We start from the raw sequence: 24,263 nt of genomic DNA on the forward strand, positions 1-24,263 counted from the left end.
AAACGCCGGCGGGGCTGGGTTGTGGCGGGCGGCATCAGCCAAAATCCAGCCCCGCCGGCGTTTGAGGCGCGGGGTCTGGGGCGGAGCCCCAGGAATCCTTCGGCTCACGCCGGGTCATGTGGCGGACGTCCGCGATCAGGAGGACCAGGGCCGTGGCCAGGATCACCAGGGCGGCGCAGCCCCAGAGGGCCGAGGTGCGCCCGAAGGCGGATTCGGCCGGACCGGCCAGGGCGGTGGCCAGGGGGAGCATCGACACCGAGCCGAACCAGTCGTAGGCGGAGACGCGCGAGAACTTCTCCTCCGGGATCTCCTGGTGCATCGTGGTCATCCAGTTCACCCCGAACACCTCGATGGCCAGGCCGCTGACCAGCATCACCGCGCACAGGCCCCACACCGGCAGCGGGACCGCCAGCCCGGCCGACGGCAGTGCCAGCGGGAACACGCACAGGGTGCCGACCAGCAGCAGCCGGCGCGGCCTCCACACCATCATCAGGACGGCGCCGGCGATCGTGCCGACGCCGAAGAAGGCCAGGGCCACGCCCCAGGGCGCGGGCCCGCCCAGGTGGTCCCGGGCGACCAGCGGACCGTAGACCGCCTCCGCGGCGCCCACGACGGCGACGACGACGGAGAACTGGAGCACGATGCTCCATAGCCACGGGCGGGTCTTGAACTCGACCCAGCCCTCGCGCAAGTCGGCCAGCAGGCCGCCGCCGGGGGCCCGTTCGACGGCGCCGCTGACGTTCAGGAAGGCCCGCAGGGCTCCCGCGACGGCGAACGCGGCCGCGTCCACGGCCAGGACCCAGCCCGGGCCGATCGCGGCGATCATGGCCCCGCCGAGGGCGGCACCGCCGATGGCGGCGCCGTTCATCGCCATCCGGAAGAGGGCGAAGGCGCGGTTCGCATGCTCGCCGGAGACGGTGGAGAGCAGCATCCCCTCGGCGGCCGGGTTGAAGAACGCGGTACCGGTGCCGCACAGCGCGGTGAGCAGCATCATCTGCCACAGCCGGGGCTCCCCGGCGAGCACGAGGACGGCGAAGGCGGCCTGGGAGACGCAGTTCAGGGCGTTGGCCGCGACCATCACGCGGTGGCGCGGCAGCCGGTCGGCGAGGGCGCCGCCGATGAGGAGGAAGAGGACGAGCGGCAGCGTACGGGCGGCCGCGACGAGGCCGATGTCGCCACTGGAGCCGCCGGCGTCCATGACCGCGAAGGAGGCCGCGATGAGCGCTCCGTGGCTGCCGAGGTTCGTCACGACCGCGGCACCCGTCAGCAGGGTGTAGTTGCGGCCGGCCCACTCGGGTCTGCGGCGGCGCGCCGCGGACGGGCGGGGGGAGGAGTGAGGGGAGGCGGCGGGGGGAGAGCTCACCCACGGACTATCCCCGCCCCGGGCCGAGAATCCAAACTGTTTTTCGGCGCGGAGCGGGGATCGGAAGGTCAGAAAGCGGGAGCGGCCTCAGGTAGGAAGGTCGGTCGCTCAGTCGCTCAGTCGCTCAGTCCCTCAGTTGCTCAGTCGCTCAGGCGGACGGAGCTGAGGATCTTCTCGTAGGCCTCCTGCTTGACCTCGCCCTCGACGCCCGCGGCCCCGTAGAGGACCCAGGTGGCGAAGTCGCCCTTGGTGTTCCTGAAGCTGAAGGCGATGCTCTTGCCGTCGGAGGAGCACTTGTTCGCCTTCGGCACCGGGCTCGCCGTCGCGGTGGCGACGTGCCCCTTGAGGCCGGAGGCGGTGGTGTACTCCTTGGCCGGGGTGGTCTTGACGGTCTCCCGCGGGTTCTTCACCGACTGGGCGTACGCGGCGTACACCCAGGTCTCGGCCGCGTTGGTCGAGGCCTCGGCGGTGTCCTTGGCACCCTGGGCGCCCTTGGTGCCGGTGCCCGCCAGCGAGGTCGTCTCCTCGCTGCCGTTCTTGTCGGAGTCCACCTTGCACCAGTCCTCCTTGAGGAAGGCCGGCGCGGACATCATGACGAACGGCGAGCCGTCGTTCTTCTTCTCGTCCTCGAAGCCCGTGGACATGCCGGAGCTCGCGACGTTCCACTCCGGCGGGACGTCGAAGGCGGTCCCGTACTTCGGGTTGATGACCACCTTCCAGCCCGGGATCACCGGCTTGGCCTCACCGCCCGCGCGGGGGTTCGAGCTCGGGGCGGCCGGCGGCGCCGCCGAACTGGTGGCGGGCGCCGAGGAGGCCGCGGCGGGCTTGTCGCCGCCCGCCTCATCGGTCTTCTTGCCGTCCCGGGTCAGGACGAACGCGCCGGTGGCGGCCGCCGCCACGACGACCGCGGAGACGGCGACGATGGCCACCGTCTTGGTGGAGTACGGGCTCGTGCCGCCGCCGCGCTGGGGGGCGGGGGGCTGCTGCGGGGCCTGGCCCCACGGCTGTACGGGAGGCGGCGTCTGGTAGCCCGCCTGCGGGTATCCGTAGCCGGGCTGCTGCTCGCCGAACCCCGGCTGCTGCTGGTTGTACGGGTTCGGCTGCCCCGGCTGCTGCTGCTGCTGCTGATACGGGTTCTGATGCGCGTCCTGGGGGTTCTGTTCGCCCCCGGGCGGCTGCTGCTGTCCTGGCCACATGGCCGGTAACGATAGTGGGACGGGGGGCGGGGGGCCACGGCCACCCCCGTAACAGGTCTGGTCAAGGACGCCTACTCGCGGGTAACATCGCGTTCCATGAGCGCAGATCAGATGAACGTGGGCGAACTGCTCGCCGCGACGGTGCCGATGGCCCGGACCCTGAACCTCCAGTTCCTGGAGACCACCCCGGAGCGCGCGGTCGTCCGTCTTCCGGACCAGCCCGACTTCCACAACCACGTCGGCGGTCCGCACGCCGGAGCCATGTTCACGCTGGCCGAGTCCGCGAGCGGCGCCATCGTGCTGGCCGCCTTCGGCGACCAGCTCACGCGCGCCGTGCCGCTGGCCGTGCGCGCCGAGATCGGCTACAAGAAGCTCGCCAAGGGCGTCGTGACGGCCACCGCCACCCTGGGCCGCCCGGCCGCCGAGGTCGTCGCCGAACTCGACGCCGGCGGCCGCCCCGAGTTCCCGGTCACCATCGCGATCCAGCGCGAGGACGAGGCCGTGACGGGCGAGATGACGGTCGTCTGGACCCTCCGCCCGAACGCGTAGCGGGCTCGACGGCGGAGGAGTGCGGGGCCGCGTCCGAAGGGGCGCGGCCCCGCACTCGTCCCGGCTGCCGACCCGGCGGACGCCGTCCCCGGCGCTAGAGTCCATCGGACGACGGCGCTACTTCACCGCGCGGGCACCGCACCGAGGCGCGCGTACAGCGGCAGGACGAGCCGACGCGGGACGCCGACAGCCTGTCGCAGCCGCCGCAGGGCTGAACCTCGGCGGCGCGGTGGCGCGTCAGAGCGGGCTCCGGGCGCGGGCGGAGCACAGTGGTCGGCGGGAGCGGTCCGGCGCGGGCCGCTCCCGCCGACTGACGCCGGTCGACTCCGAATGCCGACTCCCCAGGGAGCGCCCATGAGTGAGGGCTTGTCCAGACGTTCCGCGATGCGGCTGTTCGGGACGGTGGGCGTCGCGCTGGCGGCGGGCGGCTGCGCCGCCACGGTCCCACCCGGCTCGGGGGTCCGCGGGCCCTCGCCCGCCGCCGCGTCGGTGGTCGCCGCCCGGCCCGGGAGCGCGGCCCGGATCGACGCCCTGCTGGACCAGCTCACCCTCGACGAGAAGACCGCCCTGCTGCACGGCGCCCGGGACCCGGCCGCGCTCGGCCAGGCCGGCTACCTGCCCGGCGTACCCCGCCTCGGCATCCCGGCGCTGCGCTTCGCCGACGGGCCCGCCGGAGTACGCGTCGCCAAGCCCGCCACCGCGCTGCCCGCGCCCGTCCTGCTCGCCTCCGCCTTCGACCCCGGGCTCGCCCGCGAGTACGGCCGGGTCCTGGGCCGCGAGGGCCGGGCACTCGGCCAGGACGTGCTGCTCGCGCCCATGGTCAACCTCATCCGCACCCCCTATGCCGGGCGGAACTTCGAGACCTTCTCCGAGGACCCGGGACTGACGGCGGATCTGGCCGCCGAACTCGTGCGCGGGATCCAGGACGAGGGGCTCATCGCGACCGTCAAGCACTTCGTCCTCAGCAACCAGGAGCAGGGCCGCGACACCATCGACGTCGTGGCCGACGAGCAGACCCTGCGCGAGACCGAACTGCGGGGCTTCGAGGCCGCCATCACGGCGGGCGCCGGAGCGGTGATGGGCTCGTACAACAAGGTCAACGGCACCTACGCCTGCGAGAGCAAGCAGCTGCTCGACGAACTGCTGCGGGGCGGCTGGGGGTTCGACGGCTGGGTGGTGTCCGACTGGGACGCCACCCACAGCACCGTCGCGGCCATCAACGCCGGCCTCGACGTGGAGATGCCGGACGGCACCCACTTCGGCGCCCCGCTCCGCGAGGCGGTACGGGCCGGCTCCGTACCCGAGGAGGCCGTGGACCTCGCGGCGCGCCGGGTCCTGACCACCATGGACCGGTTCGGGCTGCTGACCGGCCGCCCCACCGCCCGGCCCGCCCGCGATGCCTCCGCCGGGGCCCGCGTCGCCCGCCGGGTCGCCACCGCCGGGGCGGTGCTGCTGCGCAACGAGAACGCCACCCTGCCGCTGACCGGGGCGGCGGCCCGCTCCATCGCGGTGATCGGGCCCACCGGCCAGGTGCCCTTCGTCAGCGGCGGCGGCAGCGCGCACGTGGTCCCCGACCGGGCGCCCGCACCGCTCACCGCCATCAGGCAGCGGGCCGGGAACGGCGCCACCGTCCGCTACGCACTCGGCGAGGACGTGTACGGCCGCCCGCTCCCCGTGAACCTGCTGGCGCCCGCGGCCGACCTGGACGACCGAGTCATCGGACCCGGCCGCCGCTGGAGCCACGAGGGCGCGTTCAGCCTCCCCGCCGACGACGAGTGGACCCTGGTCGTCCACTACACCGGCAAGCGGCCGGAGGTACGCCTCGACGGCGAGGAACTGTTCCCCGTCCGGCAGGGCGTCGCCGAGTACTTCGCGGGCGGGCTCCTCGGCACGGCGCCCGACGGCCGCGCCGTCCGCCGCCGCACCCTCGCGCTCGCGGCGGGCCCCCACCGGCTCGCCGTGACCGCCGAGGGCGGGGAGGAGGGCCAGCGGTTCCGGCTGCGGCACGCCACGAAGGCGTCCCGGGCCGCCGATCTCGCCGAGGCCGTGAAGATCGCCAAGGCGGCCCGCAGCGTGGTGCTGTTCGCCTACGAGGACGCCACCGAGGGCCGGGACCGTACCTCTCTGGAGCTACCGGGCGGACAGTCCCGGCTGATCGAGGAGGTCGCCGCCGCGAACCCGCGCACCGCGGTCGTGCTGAACACCTCCTCCAGTACGGTCATGCCGTGGCTCTCCCGTACCGGAGCGGTCCTCCAGATGTACTACCCGGGCCAGGAGGGCGCGGGCGCCACCGCCGACATCCTCTTCGGGGACGTGGACCCCGGCGGCCGGCTCACCCAGACCTTCCCGGCCGACGAGCGGGCCACCCCGGTCGGCGGGGACCCGCAGCGCTACCCGGGAGTGGGCGGCCGGCAGGAGTACGCCGAGGGCGTGCACGTCGGCCACCGCTGGTACGACGCGCAGCGGGTGGCCCCCCTGTTCCCGTTCGGGCACGGGCTCTCGTACACCACCTGGGAGTACGAGAAGCTATCCGTCCGGCCCGAACACAGGGGTCTGCGCGTGGAGTTCACCGTCCGCAACACCGGCCGCCGCAAGGGCACCGAGGTGGCGCAGGTCTACGTCGGCCCGTCGCCGGAGCTGAAGCTGGACCAGCCGGTGCGCGTGCTGGCCGGCTATCGCCGGCTCACCCTGGCGCCGGGGGAGGCGCAGCGGGTCGTCCTCGACATCGATGCCCGGACGCTGTCGTCCTGGGATCCGGCGGAGCACGCCTGGGTGCTGGGTTCCGGCCGCAGGGAAGTGTTCGCCGGTCGTTCCTCCCGTGACCTGCCGCTGAAGGCAAAGGCTGTGGTGAGGAGCAGATAGGCTGCCCGTTCGGCGTGTCACAGGGGACGCGCCGGAGACGATACGGGAGGACGTACCGGTGCACATCCAGGAATGGCTGGAGACGATTCCGGCGGTCAGCGTCTATCTCCTGGTGGGTCTGGTCATCGGCCTGGAGAGCCTCGGGATCCCGCTGCCGGGCGAGATCGTCCTGGTCAGCTCGGCGCTGCTGGCCTCGCAGCACGGCGAGATCGACCCGGTGGTGCTGGGCATCTGCGCGAGCACCGGGGCGATCGTGGGCGACTCGATCGGCTACGCCATCGGGCGCAGGGGCGGCAAGCCGCTGCTGGAGAAGCTGGGGCGGCGCTTTCCCAAGCACTTCGGGCCGGAGCACGTGGCACTGGCGGAACGCTCCTTCGACCGGTGGGGCATGTGGGCCGTCTTCTTCGGGCGGTTCGTGGCGCTGCTGCGGATCTTCGCGGGGCCGCTGGCCGGTGTGCTGCACATGCCGTACTGGCGCTTCCTGATCGCGAACGTCTTCGGCGGAATCCTGTGGGCGGGCGGCACGACCGCCGTCATCTACTCGGTCGGGGTCGTCGCGGAGCCGTGGCTGAAGCGGTTCTCCTGGGCGGCGCTGGCGGCGGCGGTGCTGTTCGGACTGGCGGTGACGCTGGTCGTGCGGAGCCGCATCAAGAAGGCGGCGAAGGACGTGTCCCTCCCCGGCCCGGCCACCCCGGCCGAGGACGAGCCGGCGACCCGGGCGGCCGTCTCCGACTGACGCCCGCCCGTGCCTGCCGGGCCTTCGCCGGGGCAGACGTGCCGGTTGCCGCTCCGGTGCCGGCCGGTGTCCCCCCCGGATCGACGCCCCCGCTCCCCGCTGAACGTGCTGCCCACACGGCCCGGCGGCGCCCGGCCGGGCCTTCGCCGGGCGGGTCGCGGTCGTCGAGGCGGCGGGGTCGGGTCGGCCCGACGGTGAGGTGCGCGGGGCCTCCCGCCACGCGCTGCCCGTGCGGCGGGCGGACGCGGCCCCGCGACCCCGCCGGCCGGGCGTTACGCGCCCGGGGTGACCGACGCGCGGTGCTGCTTCGCCAGGTCCACGTACATGAGGGCGTTGACCTTGATGCCCTCGCGCTCCTCGTCGGTCAGCTCGCGCCGCACCTTCGCCGGGACGCCCGCCACCAGCGAGCCGGGCGGGACCACCATGCCCTGCGGGACCAGCGCCTGCGCGGCCACGAGCGAACCGGCGCCGATCACCGCGCCGTTCAGGACCGTGGCACCCATCCCGATGAGGCAGTCGTCCTCCACCGTGCAGCCGTGCACCACCGCGTTGTGGCCGATGGAGACGCGCTCGCCGATCGAGACCGGGAATCCGGGGTCCACGTGGATCGTGCAGTTGTCCTGCACATTGCTGTCGGCACCGAGCTCGATCGGGCCGCAGTCGGCGCGCAGCACCGCCGAGTACCAGACGCTCGCGCCGGAGGCCACGCTGACATCGCCGACCACGACGGAGGTGGGCGCCGCGAAGGCCGTGGGGTCGATCCGAGGGCTCTTGCCGTTCACGCCCGCGACGAGTGCCCGGCCCTGCTCCGCCTGATGCGTCATCTTCTCTTCCTCAGTGCTCGTATCCGCGATTCGCGTATCCGCGTGTTTCGCGTCTTCCGGGTGTCTGCCGCGCTATCGGCACGGTAGGCCACGCGTCCCGCCGCCCCCGCGATGGGGTGAAGATCACGGCGCGGTCCTGGTGCCCGGCGCGTTACGGTGACCCGGTGCCGAAGAACCAGAACACGTTCTCATCCCTGAAGGCCCTGCGCCGCCGACTCGCGAGCCGCGCCGCCCACGCCGGGTGGCGCTGGATGCGGCGGGCCGGCGCGGTCACCGCCCAGACCCCCGGGCGGCTGCGCTTCGGCGCGATCGGGCCGCACACCCGGCTCGCCTTCCCCCAGGGCACCATCTTCGGCGAGCCGTGGATCCGCCTGGGTGACCACTGCATCATCGCCGAGCAGGTCACCCTGACCGCCGGGATGATGCCGGACCTCGACCTCGGCCCGGAGCCGGTGCTGGTGCTCGGCAACGGTGTGGTGATCGGCCGGGACAGCCACGTCATCGCCGACACCCGGATCACCATCGGGGACGACACCTTCTGCGGGCCGGGGGTCTACATCACCTCCACCAACCACAGCTACGACGACCCCCACGAGCCCGTCGGCAGGCAGTGGCCGCGCAGCGCCCCGGTGGAGATCGGCCCGGGCTGCTGGCTGGGCACGGGAGCGGTGATACTGCCCGGGGCGCGCCTGGGCCGCAATGTCGTGGTGGCCGCGGGGGCCGTCGTACGGGGTGAAGTGCCCGACCACGCCGTGGTGGCGGGGGCGCCGGCGCGGATCGTACGGCGCTGGGAGCCGGAGACGGGCTGGCAGCCGCCGCTGCGCACCCCGGCGCCGGTGCCGATCCCCGACGGGGTCACGCCGGACCAGCTGCGCGCGCTGGCGGAGCTCGCGGAGGCGGAACAGCGCACGGCCGAGACCGCCGCCGACGCGCTCTAGATCCCGGTCCGGCTCCAGATCCCCGTCCGGCTCCAGATCCGTTCCGGCTCCGGACCTAGCCGGCCGCGAGCAGTACGGTGCCCGCCAGGGCCAGGCCGGCGCCCGCCGCCTGGACGGTGCGCAGGCGTTCCTTCAGGACGGCGAAGGCGGCCAGCGCGGTGATCACCGGGTAGAGCGAGGCGAGCACGGCCGCCACGGTGACGGGGCCGTTCTGCGCGGCGATGGAGTACGTCCCGTTGGCCGCGACGTCCGCGAGGCCGACGAAGGCCAGCGCCGGCAGCAGTCCCCACAGGATCCGCGGGCCCGTCCCCTCCGGCAGGGCCGGGATGCCGCGCCGGGCCTGGACCCACAGGGCCGTACCGCCCGCCGCCACATTGGTCACGCGCTGCACGAACAGGGCGAGCATCAGCCCGGTGACGGTGCTGGAGGCGTGCGCGATCAAGGACATCACGGCACCGAAGCCGAAGGCCGCGACCAGGGTGAGGACGACCGCCTGCCGCTGTACGGGTGCGCCGCGCAGCTCGGGGCCTCCGGCGAGGACGATGCCGACGACGGCCACCGCGATCCCCGCGAACTGCCCGGGGCCGGGCCGCTCGCCCAGCGCCAGCCCCGCCGCGACCGGTACGACTACCCCGAGCGAGCCGAGCGGCGAGACCACGCCCATCGGGCCCAGGGCCAGCGCCTTGTAGAAGCTGAGCATCGCTACCGGCCCGACCAGGCCCGCGGCGACCGCGAACCACAGCTGCGGTCCGGCCTCCCGCCATGCGCCCGTGGCGAGGACCACCGCGCCGAGTACGACCACGGCGACGACCTGCGAGACCATGACCACCGTGAGCGCCGGGACCCGGCGGGTCAGCAGTCCGCCGCCGAAGTCGGCGAGACCCCACAGCAGGGCTGTGGCCAGAGCGAAGAGGGCGGTCATGGAAGGGGAGCCTCGCAGTACAGTGCAGTGAACGATGCAGTGCAATGCACCGTAGTTCAGTCTGTTGGACTCTGCCAACCAAAATATTGGACGGAATGGTGTCGGACCTCGAAGACCTCACCCAGGCACTCGCCCGGAACCTCAAGCGCTGGCGTGGTGAGCGCGGATTCACCCTGGACGCGCTGGCCGTCCGGTCGGGGGTCAGCCGGGGGATGATCATCCAGATCGAGCAGGCCCGGACGAATCCCAGCGTCGGCACCACCGTCAAACTGGCCGACGCCCTCGGCGTCAGCATCACGACCCTGCTGGACCGCGGCCGGAGCCGTCAGGTGCACCTGGTGCTGCCGGGGCAGGGGGTGCGGATGTGGTCCACCGAGGCGGGCAGTGGCGCGACCATGCTGCTCGGCGACGACCGGCGCGGGCCGCTGGAAGTGTGGACGTACCGCCTGGAGCCGGGCGAGGGTACGGCCTCGGACCCGCACCCGGCCGGGACCCTGGAGATGCTGCACGTCACGACGGGGCGGCTCACCCTGGTCGTCGACGGGGAACCGTACGAGGTGCCGGCCGGCGGGGCCGTGTCCTTCGAGGCGAACCTCCCGCACGAGTACCGCAATGACACGGCGGAGCCGATGGAGATGACCATGGCGATCTCGATCCCGCCGGTCAGCGGGAACGAGATGCCGGCGCGGCACTGACCGGAGCCCCGCCTTCCAGGTCTAGCGGGTCTACCGGATCTATGGGGTCTATTGGAGGGCTGGAATCTCGATCGCCGGGCAGCGGTCCATCACCATCTCCAGCCCGGCCCCGCGGGTGCGGGCGAAGGCCTCCTCGTCGACCACGTTCAGCTGGAACCAGACGGCGTCCGCGCCGGCGGCCACGGCCTCGTAGGCGACCGCGCCCGCCAGCGCGCTGTTCACGAAGACGTCCACCACGTCCACCTTGAACGGGATCGCCGCCAGCGAGGGGTACCCCGGCTCGCCGTGCACCGTCTCGGCCTTCGGGTGCACGGGGATCACGCGCTTGCCGAACCGCTGGAGCACGCGCGCCACGCCGTACGCCGCGCGGTCCTCGTTCGTGGACAGCCCCACCACCGCCCAGGTGTCGCCGAGTTCGGTAAGGATCTTGCGGATGGTCGCCGGGTCGCCGTAGTCGCCGTACACGTGTGCCGCCTCCTGCTGCTCGCGCTGTCGCCCGCGGGGCCCGGCCGAACGCCGGCCCGCACCCCGGATCAACCGGAGAGGCACGTGTCCGATTCCCGCGGGACCCGGCCGGCGGGCGGCCGGGCCGGGCGGCTCCGGCCCACGGCTTAGGGTGGAGCGGTGAAGGCAGACCAGTACGTGACGGTGGCCCGCGAGGGCGTCCACGAGTCCGAGATCAACCGCTCGCGGTTCCTGTGCTCGCTCGCGCCCGCCGCGACCGAGGCGGAGGCGCAGGCGTTCATCGCACGCGTCCGCAAGGAGTACCCCGCCGCCACGCACAACTGCTTCGCCTACGTGATCGGCGCCGACGCCTCCGTCCAGAAGGCCAGCGACGACGGCGAGCCGGGGGGCACCGCCGGAGTTCCCATGCTGCAGATGCTCACCCGCCGGGACATCCGGTACGCGGTCGCCGTGGTCACCCGCTACTACGGCGGCGTGAAACTCGGCGCCGGCGGCCTGATCCGGGCCTACGGGGGAGTTGTGGGCGAGGCGCTCGACGTACTCGGCACCGTCACGCGGCGCCGCTACCGGCTGGCCACCGTCACCGTCGACCACCAGCGGGCCGGCAGGACCCAGAACGACCTGCGCTCCACGGGCCGGACGGTGGTGGACCTGCGCTACGGCGCGGCGGTCGAGATCGAGGTGGCCCTCCCCGAGGCCGACCTGCCCGCCTTCGAGGCCTGGCTCGCCGACAGTACGGCGGGCAGCGCCACCCTCACCCTCGGCGGCGAGACGTACGCACCCTGAGCCGTGCCGGTGCCTTTGCGTGCCGGCGGTGCCTGTACGTGCCGTGCCCGTACCCGTGTCGCACCCCCCGGGTCCCCGGCGGGCGATCCTCCGGACCGGCCCTGAGCGCCCCGGTGACGGGTTAGCGTAGAGGGGGCACAGTGCCACGATTCGACCAGGGGGAGACACCATGCGCGGCGGTGCCGGCGAGTGAAGTTCCTGCACACCTCGGACTGGCACCTCGGCCGGGCCTTCCACCGCGTGAACCTGCTCGGCGCCCAGGCCGCCTTCATCGACCACCTCGTGGAGACCGTCCGCCGGCACGAGGTCGAGGCCGTCCTCGTCGCCGGTGACATCTACGACCGCGCCGTGCCCCCGCTGTCCGCCGTCGAGCTCTACGACCAGGCCCTGCACCGGCTCGCCGACCTCGGCGTGCCCACCGTGATGATCTCGGGGAACCACGACTCCGCCCGCCGGCTCGGGGTCGGCGCCGGGCTGATCGACCGGGCCGGGATCCACCTCAGGACCGACCCGGCCGGGTGCGGCGACCCCGTGGTGCTGGCCGACGTACACGGCGAGGTGGCGCTGTACGGGCTGCCGTACCTGGAACCGGCCCTGGTCAAGGACCAGTTCGGCGCCGGGCAGGTCAGCCACGAGGCCGTGCTGGGCGCGGCCATGGACCGGATCCGGGCCGACCTCGCCACCCGCCCGCCCGGCACCCGCTCCATCGTCCTCGCCCACGCCTTCGTCACCGGCGGGCAGGCCAGCGACAGCGAGCGCGACATCACCGTCGGCGGGGTCGAGGCCGTGCCCGCCTCCGTCTTCGACGGGGTGGACTACGCCGCCCTCGGCCACCTCCACGGCTGCCAGACGATCAACGAGCGGGTCCGCTACTCCGGTTCCCCGCTCGCCTACTCCTTCTCCGAGGCCGACCACCGCAAGACGATGTGGCTGGTCGAGCTGGGAGCCGAGGGGGAGATCGCCGTCGCCGAGCGGATCGACACGCCCGTCCCGCGGGAGCTCGCACGGCTGCGGGGGCCTCTGGAGGAGCTCCTGGAGGATCCCGCGCTCGCCCGGTTCGAGGACCGCTGGATCGAGGCCACCCTCACCGACGCCGTGCGGCCCGAAGACCCCATGGCCCGCCTCGCCTCCCGCTTCCCGCACGTCCTGAGCCTCGCCTTCGACCCCGAGGGCCGCGAAGAGGACAGCGGCGCCTCGTACGCCCAGCGCCTCAAGGGCCGCAGCGACCAGGAGATCGCCGAGGACTTCGTCGCCCACGTACGCGGCGGGGGCACGGCGAGCGAGGCCGAACGGGCCGTGCTCCAGGGCGCGTTCGACGACGTACGCACCGACGCCACGCGTCAGGAGACCGCGCGATGAGGTTGCACCGGCTCAAGGTGACCGCCTTCGGGCCCTTCGCCGAGCCCCAGGAGATCGACTTCGACGCCCTGTCCGGCGCCGGGATCTTCCTGCTGCACGGCCCCACCGGCGCGGGCAAGACCTCCGTCCTCGACGCGGTCTGCTACGCCCTGTACGGGTCCGTGCCCGGCTCCCGCCAGGCCCCCGGCACCAGCCTGCGCAGCGATCACGCGGCCCCCGGCACCCCGACCGAGGTCACCCTCGAACTCACCGCGGGCGGCCGCCGCCTGGAGATCACCCGGCTCCCCGAGCAGGACCGGCCGAAGAAGCGCGGCACGGGCACGACCAAGGACAAGGCGCAGAGCCGGCTGCGGGAGCACACGGGCGAGGGCTGGGAGCCGCTCAGCAAGTCCCACCAGGAGATCGGCGAGGAGATCGAGCAGCTGCTCGGCATGAGCCGCGAGCAGTTCTGCCAGGTGGTGCTGTTGCCGCAGGGCGAGTTCGCCAGGTTCCTGCGCGCCGACGCCGAAGCGCGCGGCCGGCTGCTCGGGCGGCTCTTCGACACCCGCCGCTTCGCCGCCGTCGAGGCCCTGCTCGCCGAGCGGCGCCGGACCGCCGAGGCCCGGGTGCGGGCCGGCGACGAGAAGGTGCTCGGCACCGCGCAGCGGCTCGCCCAGGCTGCCGGGCACAGCGCCGACCTGCGGGACTGGCCGATGCCGGCGCACCAGCCGGGAGATCCCGGCCTGGCCGAGGCGGTCCGGGCCTGGGCGGCCGTGGCCCGCTGCTCCGCGCGGGAGCGGCAGACCGTCGCCGAGTGGGCACTGGCCGCCGTCGAGGGCCGACACGCCGCCGCCCGGCGGGCCGCCGAGGACGCCCGGGAGCTCGACCGGTTGCAGCGCCGGCACGCGGAGACGGCCCGCCGGGCCGCCCTCCTCGCCGAGGCCGCGCCCGAACGGGAACGGGTGCGGAACCTGCTGGACCGGGCCCGCCGGGGCGCCCTGGTGGCCCCCGCCCTGGAACTGCGCGGAGCCGCGTACGCCGCGCACCTCACCGCCGCCCACGCGGAGACGGCCGCCCGGGCGGAGCTCCCGCCGGCCCTCGCCGAGGCCGGCGCCGAGCAGCTCGGCTCCGTCGAGCAGCGGCTGCGGGAGGAACTGGGCGCGGTCGGCGCCGCGCACCGAGCCGAGCAGCGCAGCGCCGAGATCGGCCGCGAGCGGGCCACCATCGAGCGGGAGGCCCGGGCCGCCGAGGAACAGCACCAGGAGTCCGCCGAGTGGCTCGCCCGCTGGGAGGAGACCCGGGCCGCCCTGGCCGAGCGCGTGGAGACCGCCCAGCAGGCGGCGACACTGGCCGAGCAGCTCGCCGGGAAGCTGGAGCCCGCCCGGATGCATCTGAAGGCGGCCCGGCGGCGGGACGAGCTGGACGGCGAGGCGGAACGGGCCTCCGGCGAGCTGCTCTCCGTACGCGAGGAGTCCTCTGCCGCCCGGGAGCGCTGGCTGGAGCTGAAGGAGGCCCGGCTGCGCGGGATCGCCGCCGAGCTGGCCGAGGCGCTGGAGGCGGGCCGGCCGTGCGCCGTGTGCGGCTCCGCGCAGCACCCGGATCCGGCCCGGCCCGCGCCCGGGCACGTGGACCGTGCCGCCGAGGACGCCGCGCACGCCCGCTTCGAGGAGGCCGAGGAGCGCAGGGCCGCCGCCGAGCGGAAACTCGCCGCCCTCCAGGAGGCCCGCGCCGAGGCCGGGGCCGCCGCCGGCGACGCCACCACCGCCGAACTGCTGGAACTCACCGCCGACCTGAGCTCCCGGCACGCCGCCGCCCACGCCGCGGCCGCAGGACTGCACGCCGCCCGGGAGCAGCTCGCCCGCGCCGAGCGTGAGCACGCCGCGCGCAGCTCCGACCGGCTCGACGCCGAACGCCGGACCGCCGCCCGGACCTCCCGGCGTGAGGCGCTGGACCGGGAACAGGCCGCTCTGGAGGCCGAGCTGACCCTCGTTCGGGGCGATGCGCCCACGGTCGCGGCCCGCGCCCGGACCCTGGAGGACCGGATCCGGATGGTCACCGGAGCCGCCGCCTCGCTGCGCCGGGCCGAGACCACCGCCGCGCGCCTGAAGGAGGCCGACGACCAACTGGCCGACGCCGCGTTCAAGGCGGGCTTCGACACCACCGAGGCCGCGGCCGACGCCGTGCTCCCCGAGTACGAACGCACCGCGCTCCAGCGCCGGATGGACGCCTGGCAGGCCGAGGAGGCCATGCTGGCCGACCGGCACGCCGAGGGCGACACCGCGGCGGCCGCCGCCCTGGCCCCGGCCGACCCGGAGGCCGCCGAGGCCTACGCGGAGCGGGCCGCGGCGAGGCTGCGTACGGCCGGCTCGGCCTACGACGCCGCCCGGGTGCGCAGCGCCGAGCTCGACCGGCTCTCCCGGCAGGCCGAGCAGGAGCTGCGCGCGATGGGCCCGCTGCGCGAGGAGTACGACCGGGTGGCCCGGCTCGCCGGACTCACCGCGGGCACCTCCGCCGACAACGAGCGCAAGATGCGGCTGGAGGCGTACGTCCTGGCCGCCCGGCTGGAGCAGGTCGCCGCCGCGGCGACCGCACGCCTGCTGCGGATGTCCGGCGGCCGCTACACCCTGGTCCACTCGGACGCGAAGGCGAGCGGACGCGGGCGCTCCGGTCTCGGCCTGCACGTGGTGGACGCCTGGACCGGCAGCGAGCGGGACACCGCCACCCTCTCGGGCGGCGAGACTTTCTTCGCCTCCCTCGCCCTGGCCCTGGGGCTTGCCGATGTGGTCACCGACGAGGCGGGCGGCATGCGGCTGGACACGCTGTTCATCGACGAGGGCTTCGGCAGCCTCGACGACCAGGCGCTGGACGAGGTGCTCGACGTGCTGGACTCGCTGCGTGAGCGGGACCGCAGCGTCGGCATCGTGAGCCACGTCGCTGATCTGCGGACCCGGGTGCAGGCGCAGCTGGAGATCGTCAAGCAGCGCGGCGGTTCGGTGGTGCGCCACCGCACTGCCGCCGCCGCACTCACGGACGCCGCACTCACGGACGCCGCGCTCATGGACGCCGCGCTCATGGACTGAGTGGCCTGCGCGCGAGCGGCGAGGAGTACACGATGCTGGTGGTGACCGCGCCGAGGCCCGAGATCCGGCCGGTGACCTCCTCCAGGTGCGCCATCGAGCGGGCGGCGACCTTGAGTACGAAACAGTCGTCGCCCGTGACGTGATGGGCCTCCAGGATCTCCGGGGTGGCCTCCAGCAGATCGTGGAACGGCTTGTAGTTGCCGTGCGGATAGCGCAGCCGCACCAGCGCCAGGATCGACTTTCCGAGCTTCTCCGGGTCCACTACCGCCGTGTATCCGCTGATCACCCCGGTCTCCTCCAGGCGGCGCACCCGCTCGGTGACGGCGCTCGGGGACATCGACACGGTGCGTGCGAGTTCGGCGAAGCTGGCCCGGCCGTCCTCTTGGAGGGCGGTCAGGATGCGCCAGTCGGTGGCGTCGGGGAAATAGCCGGTCATGCCGCAGATCTAGCAGGGGAATCCCCGGCGGAACAAGCGGAAGGCCGGGGAAGTCCACTTCCCGAGATGATCAAGCGCTCGTAGATTCGGAGCCATGACGACGACACACACCACCACCACCGCAGCAGCCGCCACCACAGCCAACCCCGTCCTGCGGGTTCCCCCGGCCGCTCCGGCCGCCGCGGCCGCCTACTTCGCGGCGAGCCTCGCCTTCCACGCGGACGTGTCGGACGTCGCCGCCGCCTTCAAGGCACACCGCGAGCAGGGCGCCGCACTCGGCTTCCAGCTCATCGACTCCCGCTCCACCCCGTCCTGGGACCAGGCACACGTGCCCGGCGCGATCCACCTGCCCACCGCCCAGATTCCCGAGCAGGCCGAGCGGCTCCTGGACAAGAGCATCCCGGTCGTGACGTACTGCTGGGGCCCCGGCTGCAACGGCGGCGCCCGCTCCGCCCTCGCCCTCGCCGAGCTCGGCTTCCAGGTCAAGGAGATGCTCGGCGGCATCGAGTACTGGATCCGCGAGGGTTTCGAGGTCGAGACCTGGCAGGGCGGCCGGCAGCGCGCCGAGGCCGACCCGCTGACCGCGCCCACGGACTCCGACGACTGCGGCTGCTGACACCGCGCGCCGTGGGGACGGAACGGGCCGCTCGCTCCTCGGGGGAGGCGAGCGGCCCGTTCGCATGCGGGTGACCCGGTGACGGTCAGAGCTTCGAGAGCTCGTCCACCAGGTCGTCCAGTCCCAGCGAACCCTGCGACAGCGCCGCCATGTGCCAGGCCTTCAGATCGAAGGACTCACCGTGCGCGGCGCGCGCGTTGTCCCGGCCCAGCAGCCAGGCGCGTTCGCCCAGCTTGTAGCCGATCGCCTGTCCCGGCATCGACAGGTAGCGGGTCAGCTCGCTCTCCACGAACTCCGCCGGCCGGCCGCTGTGCAGCCCGAAGAACTCCTGCGCCAGGTCCACGGTCCAGCGCTCGCCCGGGTGGAACGGCGAGTCCGCCGGGATCTCCAGACCCAGGTGCATGCCGATGTCCACGATGACCCGCGCAGCACGCATCATCTGGCAGTCCAGGTAGCCGAGTCGCTGCTCGGCGTCCTTGAGGTAGCCGAGCTCGTCCATCAGGCGCTCCGCGTACAGCGCCCAGCCCTCGACGTTCGCGCTGACGAGACCGACGCTGGCCTGGTAGCGGGAGAGCCGGTCCGCCACGTGCGCCCACTGCGCGAGCTGGAGGTGGTGGCCCGGAACGCCCTCGTGGTACCAGGTGGAGACCAGGTCGTACACGGGGAAGCGGGTCTGGCCCATCGTCGGCAGCCAGGTGCGCCCAGGACGGGAGAAGTCCTCCGAGGGGTTGGTGTAGTACGGGGCCGCCGCGCCGCCCGGCGGGGCGATCTTCGACTCCACCTTCTTGACCCGCTCGGCGAGTTCGAAGTGCGTGCCGTCGAGGTTCTCGATGGCCTCGTCCATGAGGCCCTGCAGCCAGGCCTGGACCTCGTCGACGCCCTCGATGTGGGTGCCGTGCTCGTCCAGGTGCTTCAGCGCCTCCCAGGGACCGGCGCCGGGCAGGATCTTCGCCGCCTCGGTCTTCATCTCGGCCAGCAGCCGGTGGTACTCCGACCAGCCGTAGGCGTACGCCTCGTCCAGGTCCAGGTCCGTGCCGTTGAAGTACCGGGACCACCGGGCGTAGCGCTCGCGCCCCACGGGGTCCGGCGCACCGACGACGGCCGGGGCGTACACGTCGCGCATCCAGTCGCGGAGTTCGACGACGGCCGCGGTCGCACCGGCGGCGGCCTCGTCCAGATCGGCGCGCAGCACCGGTGGGCCGGCGGCGGCGAACTCGCCGAAGAAGTCGCGCTCGCCGTCACCGTCGCCGTCCTGGCCGGCCCAGGTGGTGAGCTGGTCGATGAAGGTGGCGGTGGCGCGCGGGCCGCCCAGCAGGCCGCGGTCCAGGCCGAGCGCGAGGCTCTCGCGGTAGCCCGCGAACGCGGCCGGCACGGCGCGCAGCCGCTGGGCGATCGCCGCCCAGTCCTCGTCGGTGTCGGCCGGCGTCAGGGGGAAGACCTCGCGGACGGAGTGCGCGGGCGAGTGGATGTTGCTGACCGCGCGCAGGTCCTCGTCGGCCTCGTGGACCGCGAGTTCGGCGGTGAGACGCTCGCGCAGCAGCCGGGCGCAGCGGCGCTCGGCGTCGCTGTCCGCCCCGGGCAGCCGCTCGGCGGCGTCGAGGCGGGCGAGGGTGGTGCGCGCGAGCTCGGCGGAGGCCGCGCGGCCGGCGGGTGAGAAATCGGGGAGTTCGCTGGAACACGCGGGGACACCGAGGTAGGTGCCCGCGATCGGGTCGATGGCGATGAGGTCGTCGACGTAGGCGTCGGCGACCTGGCGGGGCAGCCGGGCGCCGCTGTCGGTGTGGAGGGTCTCTGACATGCGGACATCTTCGTATGTGAGACGGGTCCGCGTCATCAGTGTTTGCTCTCGGCCTGCTGACTTGGCCGGGAACGAACGGCCCGGTGGCGCTGCCCGGCCACCGGGGTGCCCGGCCACCGGGGTGCCCGGCCACCGGGGTGCCCGGCCACCGGGGTGGCCGGGCAGCGGCGGTCCTACGGTCGGTGCTGGTGCCCGCGCGGTGACTCGCGCGGAAGCTCGTACGGCACCCGCGAGCTGACCGGGGTCGCGTCCAGCCGGGCCGTGATCACCAAGGTGCCCTCCTCGATCTGGTAGTCGAGGGGCAGGCCGAGGCCGCGCATCGCCGCGACCATGCCGGTGTTGGACGACTGGGTGACGGCGTACACGCTGTCGCACCCGGCCTCGACGGCCATCGCGATCAGGCGGCGCAGCAGTTCGGAGCCGATGCCCCGGCGCTGCCAGTCGTCCTCGATGAGCAGGGCCACCTCGGTCTCGTCCCCGTCCCACAGCAGGTGGCCGAGGGCGACCAGCTTGCCGGAGGCGGTGGTGGCGGCGAGCGTACGGCCGAACCGCGGGCTCAGGAGGTGGCTGAGGTAGCGGTCGGCGTCGGCGACGGGGCCGTGGTAGCGCAGGCCGAGCGTGCGATCGGAGCAGCGGTCGTGCATGGCGCGGGCGGCCGCCCGGTCGGAGCCGTCGGCGCGGCGCACGGTGATCTCGTTGCCCTCGGGCAGTGTCAGCACGTCCTGGCTGCGCGGGACGCGCGGGCCGAGGCGGGCGTCGAGCTCGACCAGCGCGCGGGCGCGGGCGAACTCGGTCGGAGTGAAGGGGAGATAGGGGCGCTCCACGGTGATGGCACCGCCGGAGGGGTCGCGCAGCCGCATCACCGTGGCCTCCAGGACCCCTTCGACCGGGGCGTCGGCGCCCGCGTTGGGGCGGCCGGAGAGGGTGGTCGCCGGGATGGAGTGGATGGTGCAGCGGCCGAGCAGCTGGCGCAGCGCCAGGGGGAGCTCGGCGGCGTCCAGCGCGGTGCGGGTGGCCAGGCCGAGAACGCGGGTGGGGGTGTCGACCAGGTCGTGCGCGTCGGCGCGCTCGATCCAGGTGCTGTGGCCGCCGGCCCGGGCGACGGCCCGGGTCAGGTCGCAGGAGGGCAGCGCCTGCGGGGCGCGCAGCAGGAACTCGTCCACCGTGCCGCCCTCGGGTAGCGGGTGGGTCTGCAGCGTCAGGATGTCGACGCCGCTGCGGGCGAGCGCGGTGCAGAGCGCGGCCAGGCTGCCCGGCTCGTCTTGTACGGTCGTCCGCATCCGCCACAGGGCGGCGCTGCTCTTCGTGTCTGCTGGAGACGCGAGGGCGTGCTCCGGTGCCCCGGCCGGGGCAGCCGGATCCGAGGGCGCTGTGTTCTCCGGGGGCGGCGCATGGCTGTGGCGGCGTGCCCACCAGGTGTGGAACGCGGCCGTGACCAGGAGTGCCACGGCCGAGACGACCAGCAGGATCGGGCCCCTCGGGCCGTGCACGACGAGGTTCGCGATGGCGTCTGCCACGGCGACGGCGCAGAACAGGGCGGCGAGTTCCACGACGTCGCGGCGCCAGTGGTGGCGGTGGGGGCGGGGGGCGGAGGCGTGAGCGCGATTACGTTCAGTCATGCACATCACTGTGACGCAGGGGTGTTGCGTGATCACGAACGATCTGTGACCGGCGGGTTAAGTGTCCTTCTGGTCGATTTCGCCCGGCTTTCCGGCTGATGTCGGGTTTCCGGATCCAGAATCGACTGGCCTACGCGATCTACTGGCCCACACGCCCGGGCCGGAGCGTCTTGGCGAAGAGTACGCCGCCTCCTTGGCGGCGCAACCGCACGGTGAGGTCCCCGCCGGCCCCGTCGATCTCCACCTCACCGTAGTACGGAGGGTTCTCCGACGGCGACATGTTGGCGAGCGGCGCCGACTGGACGTACGCCGCCTCCGGGCCGAAGGTGGCATCGAGCCGCCCGGCGGGGAATCCGCCCGCGCCGATCGGGCCGGAGACGAACTCCCAGAACGGCGCGAAGTCGGTGAACGCGGCGCGCTCGGGCGCGTAGTGGTTGGCGGCCGTGTAGTGGACGTCCGCGGTGAGCCAGACGGTGCCGGTGATGCGCTGGTGCTTGATGTGGCGCAGGAGTTCGGCGATCTGGAGCTCCCGGCCGAGCGGGGCGCCCGGGTCGCCCTGGGCGACGGCCTCGAAGTTCGCGGCCCCGTCGGGGACCACGATCCCGAGCGGCATGTCGGAGGCGATGACCTTCCACGTGGCGCGGGAACGGGAGAGCTCGCGCTTGAGCCACGCCAGTTGCTCCGGACCGAGGATGCCGATCGGGTCCTCGGTCCGGCGGCCGGGGGAGTTGGCGTCGCGGTGTGTGCGCATGTCGAGGACGAACACGTCGAGCAGCGGCCCGTACCGCATCACGCGGTACATCCGGCCCTCGGCGCGGCCGCCCCGGAGGTCGGTGACCGGGAAGTACTCGCCGAAGGCCTGCCGGGCGCGGGCGGCGAGGGTGTCGGCGTCCTTCACGGTGTAGCGGGGGTCCTCGATCAGCTGGCCCGGGTACCAGTTGTTGCGCACCTCGTGGTCGTCCCACTGGGCGAGGACCGGGACCTGGGCGTTGAAGTCCCGCAGGTTGCGATCGAGCAGGTTGTAGCGGAAGTTCCCCCGGAACTCGGTGAGGGTCTCGGCGACCTTCGCCTTCTCCTCGGTGGTGACGTTGTGCCAGACGGTGCCGTCGCGGAGCGGCACGGCGGCTTGGATCGGCCCGTCGGCGTAGATCGTGTCCCCGCTGAAGAGGAAGAAGTCGGGGTCCCGCAGCCGCATTTCCTCGAAGACGCGATATCCGCCGAGCTCCGGGTTGATGCCCCAGCCCTGCCCGGCCAGGTCCCCGGACCACAGGAAGCGCACGTCGTGACGGCGCGAGACGGGGGTGGTGCGGAAGGTGCCCCGGACCGGCTCGCCGGTACGGCGCGGGTCGTCGGGGTCGGCGAGGACCACCCGGTAGTGGATCTGCCGGCCGGGCGGCAGATCGCGCAGGGTGGCGGTGCCGGTGTAGTCGGTGGCGGGGCCGAGGAACGGGCCGCCGTGGCGGCGCACGCCGTAGCGGAACGACTCGCTCGGGGAGGTGTCCACGTACATCCGCGCGGGCCGGTCGGAGCGGGTCCAGACGGTGGCGGAGTGCGCGGTGATCTCGCCGGACTGGGTGCCCCAGAGCGCGCTCGGGCGGCCGGAGCGGGTGAACGCGGGGACTGCTCGGGTCGCTGGGGTCGCTCGGGTCGGTCGTGTCGCCGCGAACACGGGTGCGGCGAGCGCGCCGGACAGGGTCAGGCCCACCGGAACGGCGAGGGAACCGCCGAGCAGGGAGCGTCGGGTGTGCCGCATCGGTGCCATCGGTGCGCCTCCAGGGGCCGGCGGGGACGGGTCGGACCAGTGTGCCGCCGCACACCGCCCCGGCCGCGTCGCCCACGCGAACCGTGGATGAACAGCCGTCAGCTGCTCAGATCACCCGGCGTGTTGTGCCGCGGGCCGCTGTTCGCGTTGTTTGTTGTGATCGCCGCGCCCGCCGTGACCGCCGCCTTCGTCGTGCCTGCCGTGCCCGCGGCCTTCGCCGCGCTCGCCGTGTCCAGGATCACTCGGGCGACCAGTGCCGGGTCGTCGTGCATGGGGACATGGCCACAGCCCGGCAGCCGGATCAGCCGGGCGCCGGGGACGGTGTGCTTGGCGCGCACGCCCTGGCGGCGCAGCAGCAGCCGGTCGCGCGTGCCCCAGGCGATGGTGACCGGCAGGCCTGGAACGTCCTCGGTGAACCGTACGGAGCCGCCCGCCGCAAGCGTCTGTTCGAACCCGGTGGCCTCGCGCAGGGCGAGGGTCTCGGCGACCACGGCCTCGGGCGCGCGGCGGGTCGGGGTGGCGTAGATGGTGCTGGTGAGCGCGGCCCGCCCGGCGGCACTGCGCGAGAGCCGCTCCAGGGCGGGCCGGGGCAGTGCCTTGGCGCCGACCCGCATGGCGCGCAGGGCGGCGAAGGCGTACCGGCGCTCGCCCTCCGTCCAGAACCCGGCGGGGGACAGGGCGGTGACCGAGCGGACCAGGTGGCCGCGGCCCATCTCCAGCGCGAGCAGGCCGCCGAGGGAGTTCCCCGCGACGTGCGGGCGCTCGACGCCGAGCGCCGCGCAGAGCGCGCCGAGGGCCGGGGCGACGGTCGCGAGGTCGTACGGAACCCCCTCCGGCAGCGGCTCCGAGACGCCGAAGCCGGGCAGGTCGACGGCGATGACATCGTGCTCGGCGGCCAGGATGTCGGTCACCGGCTGCCAGGCCTGCAGATGGTGGCCGATGCCGTGCAGCAGGAGGAGCGGTTCGCCCGCGCCCTTGCGCTCGTAGGCGACGGTGGCGGTGCGGGGGCCCAGCGGCGAATCGATCGTGAACGAGACCGTGGCGGTCATGCTGCTCCTCGTCGGGTGGACGTGTGTGAGACAGGCCGTCAGTAACGACTACAGCCATGATTACCGCCCGGTAGCCCTTGACTACAAGCCTTCAAGGCCAGCGAGAACATCCCGTGAACGGCTTGATACGTATGCCCGATCTGCCCGGCAAAGGGACGAGGATTGGTCTTGACCAAGGGATTGCGCCGTCCTATCGTCGCAGGGATAGTGCAGGAACCTTTAATAAACAAGGGCGCGGAACTGCCGCTGGAACACGGCGATTGCAGCGATGGCAGGAGGAGTCAGGGTGGGGACCACGCAGCTCGAATCGGTACCGGAGCCGAAGTACTGGCACCTCAAGACCGTGCTTAGCGAGGCGCTGGACCAGGATTTCGCCGTGGGGGAGATCCTGCCGAACGAGCGTGAGCTCGCGGCGCGCTTCGGAGTGGCCCGCGCGACCCTGAGGCAGGCCCTGGAGCAGTTGGAACTCGAAGGCCGCCTGCAGCGCAGGCGCGGTGTCGGCACCACGGTCGCCCCGCCGCGCGTGGGTGTCGTGGTCGGCAGCGCCCAGCAGGACTGGCCCGGCGACAACGCGGACGGCTGGGAGGCCGTGGACGCCACCGAGTCCCTGCCCACGGCCGCCGTGCTGAAGCTCCTCGCCACCGGAACCGGCGCTGCCGCCTTCGCCGCCGACCAGCCCGTGCACATCGTGCGCAGGACCCGGGTCACGCAGGGTCAGGTCGTCGCCGCCGAGCTGCTGTACGTACCGGCCGCCTCGGTGCCCGGTCTCTCCGCCATCGACGCCCCGGCAGGCCCGCCGCGCGCCCGCGCCGTTCTACGGGAGCTCCAGCGGCTCACCCTCGACGGGCAGGACCGCTCGGTGGAACTCGGCTCGGCCCGCGCGGACGACGCCAAGGAGCTCGACCGGCTGCCGGGTGCCCCGGTGCTGCTCGTCACCACCCGTTACTTCACCCTGTCGGGTACGGCGGCCGTCTCGGTGGCCACGTACCGCGCCGACACGTGCCGGCTCACCTTCGGCGACTCCGGTGATGTGGAGATAACGGAAACCCGCGTCGCCTCCTGACGCTCCCCGGCGCGTCGTCCGCGTGGGCCTCGGTCGCCCCGTCTGACGTGACGGAATCCGATCACGGCGGGAACTCCTGCGCTCGGCCATGCCGAGGTCGGCGACAACTCCGGGGCATGGCCGGGGACCCGGCCGGCCCGCCGTACCGGTGACTCCGCGCCGCATC

At 73.6% G+C, this 24,263-nt stretch carries 20 protein-coding genes; 10 read left to right on the forward strand and 10 right to left on the reverse strand.

Features of this window, described 5'->3' with window-relative positions; all coding sequences use genetic code 11:
* Nucleotides 1–34 precede the first annotated feature (34 nt).
* Both MTF65_RS00680 and MTF65_RS00685 read right to left on the reverse strand, forming a co-directional pair.
* Nucleotides 35–1,363: an MFS transporter gene (locus tag MTF65_RS00680; protein WP_243626170.1), complete on the reverse strand. Its 1,329-nt coding sequence runs from the start codon at nt 1,361–1,363 to the stop codon at nt 35–37.
* Nucleotides 1,364–1,503: 140 nt separating this feature from the next.
* On the reverse strand, nt 1,504–2,559 hold the full coding sequence (locus tag MTF65_RS00685; protein WP_243626171.1) for a hypothetical protein: 1,056 nt from the start codon (nt 2,557–2,559) through the stop codon (nt 1,504–1,506).
* Between the two features lie 96 nt (nt 2,560–2,655).
* Here MTF65_RS00685 and MTF65_RS00690 point away from each other — a divergent pair, with 96 nt between their 5' ends.
* From MTF65_RS00690 to MTF65_RS00700, 3 genes are all read left to right on the forward strand, one after another.
* Complete coding sequence (locus tag MTF65_RS00690) at nt 2,656–3,108, forward strand: DUF4442 domain-containing protein (RefSeq protein WP_243626172.1); 453 nt, start codon at nt 2,656–2,658, stop codon at nt 3,106–3,108.
* A gap of 354 nt (nt 3,109–3,462) precedes the next feature.
* Nucleotides 3,463–5,970 (forward strand): glycoside hydrolase family 3 C-terminal domain-containing protein, encoded by a 2,508-nt coding sequence (locus tag MTF65_RS00695; RefSeq protein ID WP_243626173.1) that lies wholly within the window; start codon nt 3,463–3,465, stop codon nt 5,968–5,970.
* A 58-nt stretch (nt 5,971–6,028) separates the two neighbouring features.
* A complete protein-coding gene (locus tag MTF65_RS00700; RefSeq protein WP_243626174.1) occupies nt 6,029–6,706 on the forward strand; it encodes a DedA family protein in 678 nt (225 codons plus the stop codon).
* Between the two features lie 272 nt (nt 6,707–6,978).
* Here the strand turns inward: MTF65_RS00700 and MTF65_RS00705 are convergent, their stop codons facing one another.
* The gene (locus tag MTF65_RS00705; RefSeq protein WP_243626175.1) at nt 6,979–7,530 is read right to left on the reverse strand and encodes a gamma carbonic anhydrase family protein; all 552 of its coding nucleotides are present in this window, start codon (nt 7,528–7,530) and stop codon (nt 6,979–6,981) included.
* 164 nt (nt 7,531–7,694) lie between these two features.
* On the opposite strand from MTF65_RS00705, the gene MTF65_RS00710 reads away from it, so the two are divergent.
* Nucleotides 7,695–8,468, forward strand: coding sequence for a DapH/DapD/GlmU-related protein (locus tag MTF65_RS00710; RefSeq protein WP_243626176.1), 774 nt, complete (start codon nt 7,695–7,697; stop codon nt 8,466–8,468).
* Between the two features lie 55 nt (nt 8,469–8,523).
* Here the strand turns inward: MTF65_RS00710 and MTF65_RS00715 are convergent, their stop codons facing one another.
* Nucleotides 8,524–9,390 carry a DMT family transporter gene (locus tag MTF65_RS00715; protein WP_243626177.1) on the reverse strand — a complete coding sequence of 289 codons (867 nt, stop codon included), beginning with the start codon at nt 9,388–9,390 and terminating at the stop codon, nt 8,524–8,526.
* 98 nt (nt 9,391–9,488) lie between these two features.
* On the opposite strand from MTF65_RS00715, the gene MTF65_RS00720 reads away from it, so the two are divergent.
* Entirely contained in the window at nt 9,489–10,085 is a 597-nt protein-coding gene (locus MTF65_RS00720) for an XRE family transcriptional regulator (RefSeq protein WP_243627248.1), read from the forward strand.
* 48 nt (nt 10,086–10,133) lie between these two features.
* Here MTF65_RS00720 and MTF65_RS00725 read toward each other — a convergent pair whose 3' ends face one another.
* The gene (locus MTF65_RS00725) at nt 10,134–10,550 is read right to left on the reverse strand and encodes a CoA-binding protein (RefSeq protein ID WP_243626178.1); all 417 of its coding nucleotides are present in this window, start codon (nt 10,548–10,550) and stop codon (nt 10,134–10,136) included.
* Between the two features lie 159 nt (nt 10,551–10,709).
* Here MTF65_RS00725 and MTF65_RS00730 point away from each other — a divergent pair, with 159 nt between their 5' ends.
* The 3 genes from MTF65_RS00730 (at nt 10,710) to MTF65_RS00740 (ending at nt 15,754) form a co-directional block, all read left to right on the forward strand.
* Nucleotides 10,710–11,336, forward strand: a complete 627-nt coding sequence (locus MTF65_RS00730; RefSeq protein WP_243626179.1) for a YigZ family protein — start codon at nt 10,710–10,712, stop codon at nt 11,334–11,336.
* Nucleotides 11,337–11,525: 189 nt separating this feature from the next.
* On the forward strand, nt 11,526–12,695 hold the full coding sequence (locus MTF65_RS00735; RefSeq protein WP_243626180.1) for an exonuclease SbcCD subunit D: 1,170 nt from the start codon (nt 11,526–11,528) through the stop codon (nt 12,693–12,695).
* Complete coding sequence (locus MTF65_RS00740; RefSeq protein WP_243626181.1) at nt 12,692–15,754, forward strand: AAA family ATPase; 3,063 nt, start codon at nt 12,692–12,694, stop codon at nt 15,752–15,754. Before MTF65_RS00735 ends, MTF65_RS00740 begins: the two co-directional genes overlap by 4 nt.
* Here MTF65_RS00740 and MTF65_RS00745 read toward each other — a convergent pair.
* Complete coding sequence (locus MTF65_RS00745) at nt 15,744–16,190, reverse strand: Lrp/AsnC family transcriptional regulator (RefSeq protein WP_243626182.1); 447 nt, start codon at nt 16,188–16,190, stop codon at nt 15,744–15,746. The two genes, MTF65_RS00740 and MTF65_RS00745, sit on opposite strands and share 11 nt — an antisense overlap.
* Before the next feature lie 94 nt (nt 16,191–16,284).
* Between MTF65_RS00745 and MTF65_RS00750 the strand changes: the two genes are divergently transcribed.
* On the forward strand, nt 16,285–16,806 hold the full coding sequence (locus MTF65_RS00750; RefSeq protein WP_243626183.1) for a rhodanese-like domain-containing protein: 522 nt from the start codon (nt 16,285–16,287) through the stop codon (nt 16,804–16,806).
* A gap of 85 nt (nt 16,807–16,891) precedes the next feature.
* Here MTF65_RS00750 and MTF65_RS00755 read toward each other — a convergent pair whose 3' ends face one another.
* The 4 genes from MTF65_RS00755 to MTF65_RS00770 form a co-directional block, all read right to left on the reverse strand.
* Nucleotides 16,892–18,604 carry a DUF885 domain-containing protein gene (locus MTF65_RS00755; protein WP_243626184.1) on the reverse strand — a complete coding sequence of 571 codons (1,713 nt, stop codon included), beginning with the start codon at nt 18,602–18,604 and terminating at the stop codon, nt 16,892–16,894.
* Nucleotides 18,605–18,777: 173 nt separating this feature from the next.
* A complete protein-coding gene (locus tag MTF65_RS00760; protein WP_243626185.1) occupies nt 18,778–20,223 on the reverse strand; it encodes a GNAT family N-acetyltransferase in 1,446 nt (481 codons plus the stop codon).
* A gap of 139 nt (nt 20,224–20,362) precedes the next feature.
* Complete coding sequence (locus MTF65_RS00765; protein WP_374207169.1) at nt 20,363–21,976, reverse strand: alkaline phosphatase; 1,614 nt, start codon at nt 21,974–21,976, stop codon at nt 20,363–20,365.
* 107 nt (nt 21,977–22,083) lie between these two features.
* On the reverse strand, nt 22,084–23,034 hold the full coding sequence (locus tag MTF65_RS00770) for an alpha/beta fold hydrolase (RefSeq protein WP_243626187.1): 951 nt from the start codon (nt 23,032–23,034) through the stop codon (nt 22,084–22,086).
* A gap of 286 nt (nt 23,035–23,320) precedes the next feature.
* Between MTF65_RS00770 and MTF65_RS00775 the strand changes: the two genes are divergently transcribed.
* Nucleotides 23,321–24,097, forward strand: a complete 777-nt coding sequence (locus tag MTF65_RS00775; protein ID WP_243626188.1) for a GntR family transcriptional regulator — start codon at nt 23,321–23,323, stop codon at nt 24,095–24,097.
* The last annotated feature ends 166 nt before the right edge of the window (nt 24,098–24,263 follow it).

It is taken from the genome of Streptomyces sp. APSN-46.1, assembly GCF_022815725.1.
In the GTDB taxonomy this organism is placed as follows: Bacteria; Actinomycetota; Actinomycetes; order Streptomycetales; family Streptomycetaceae; genus Streptomyces.

Coding starts and splice junctions, on each gene's coding strand:
- MTF65_RS00685 (WP_243626171.1), bottom strand. CDS start 2,559: ATGTGGCCAGGACAGCAGCAGCCGCCCGGGGGCGAACAGAACCCCCAG.
- MTF65_RS00690 (WP_243626172.1), top strand. CDS start 2,656: ATGAGCGCAGATCAGATGAACGTGGGCGAACTGCTCGCCGCGACGGTG.
- MTF65_RS00695 (WP_243626173.1), top strand. CDS start 3,463: ATGAGTGAGGGCTTGTCCAGACGTTCCGCGATGCGGCTGTTCGGGACG.
- MTF65_RS00705 (WP_243626175.1), bottom strand. CDS start 7,530: ATGACGCATCAGGCGGAGCAGGGCCGGGCACTCGTCGCGGGCGTGAAC.
- MTF65_RS00715 (WP_243626177.1), bottom strand. CDS start 9,390: ATGACCGCCCTCTTCGCTCTGGCCACAGCCCTGCTGTGGGGTCTCGCC.
- MTF65_RS00740 (WP_243626181.1), top strand. CDS start 12,692: ATGAGGTTGCACCGGCTCAAGGTGACCGCCTTCGGGCCCTTCGCCGAG.
- MTF65_RS00745 (WP_243626182.1), bottom strand. CDS start 16,190: ATGACCGGCTATTTCCCCGACGCCACCGACTGGCGCATCCTGACCGCC.
- MTF65_RS00750 (WP_243626183.1), top strand. CDS start 16,285: ATGACGACGACACACACCACCACCACCGCAGCAGCCGCCACCACAGCC.
- MTF65_RS00755 (WP_243626184.1), bottom strand. CDS start 18,604: ATGTCAGAGACCCTCCACACCGACAGCGGCGCCCGGCTGCCCCGCCAG.
- MTF65_RS00760 (WP_243626185.1), bottom strand. CDS start 20,223: ATGACTGAACGTAATCGCGCTCACGCCTCCGCCCCCCGCCCCCACCGC.
- MTF65_RS00765 (WP_374207169.1), bottom strand. CDS start 21,976: ATGCGGCACACCCGACGCTCCCTGCTCGGCGGTTCCCTCGCCGTTCCG.
- MTF65_RS00770 (WP_243626187.1), bottom strand. CDS start 23,034: ATGACCGCCACGGTCTCGTTCACGATCGATTCGCCGCTGGGCCCCCGC.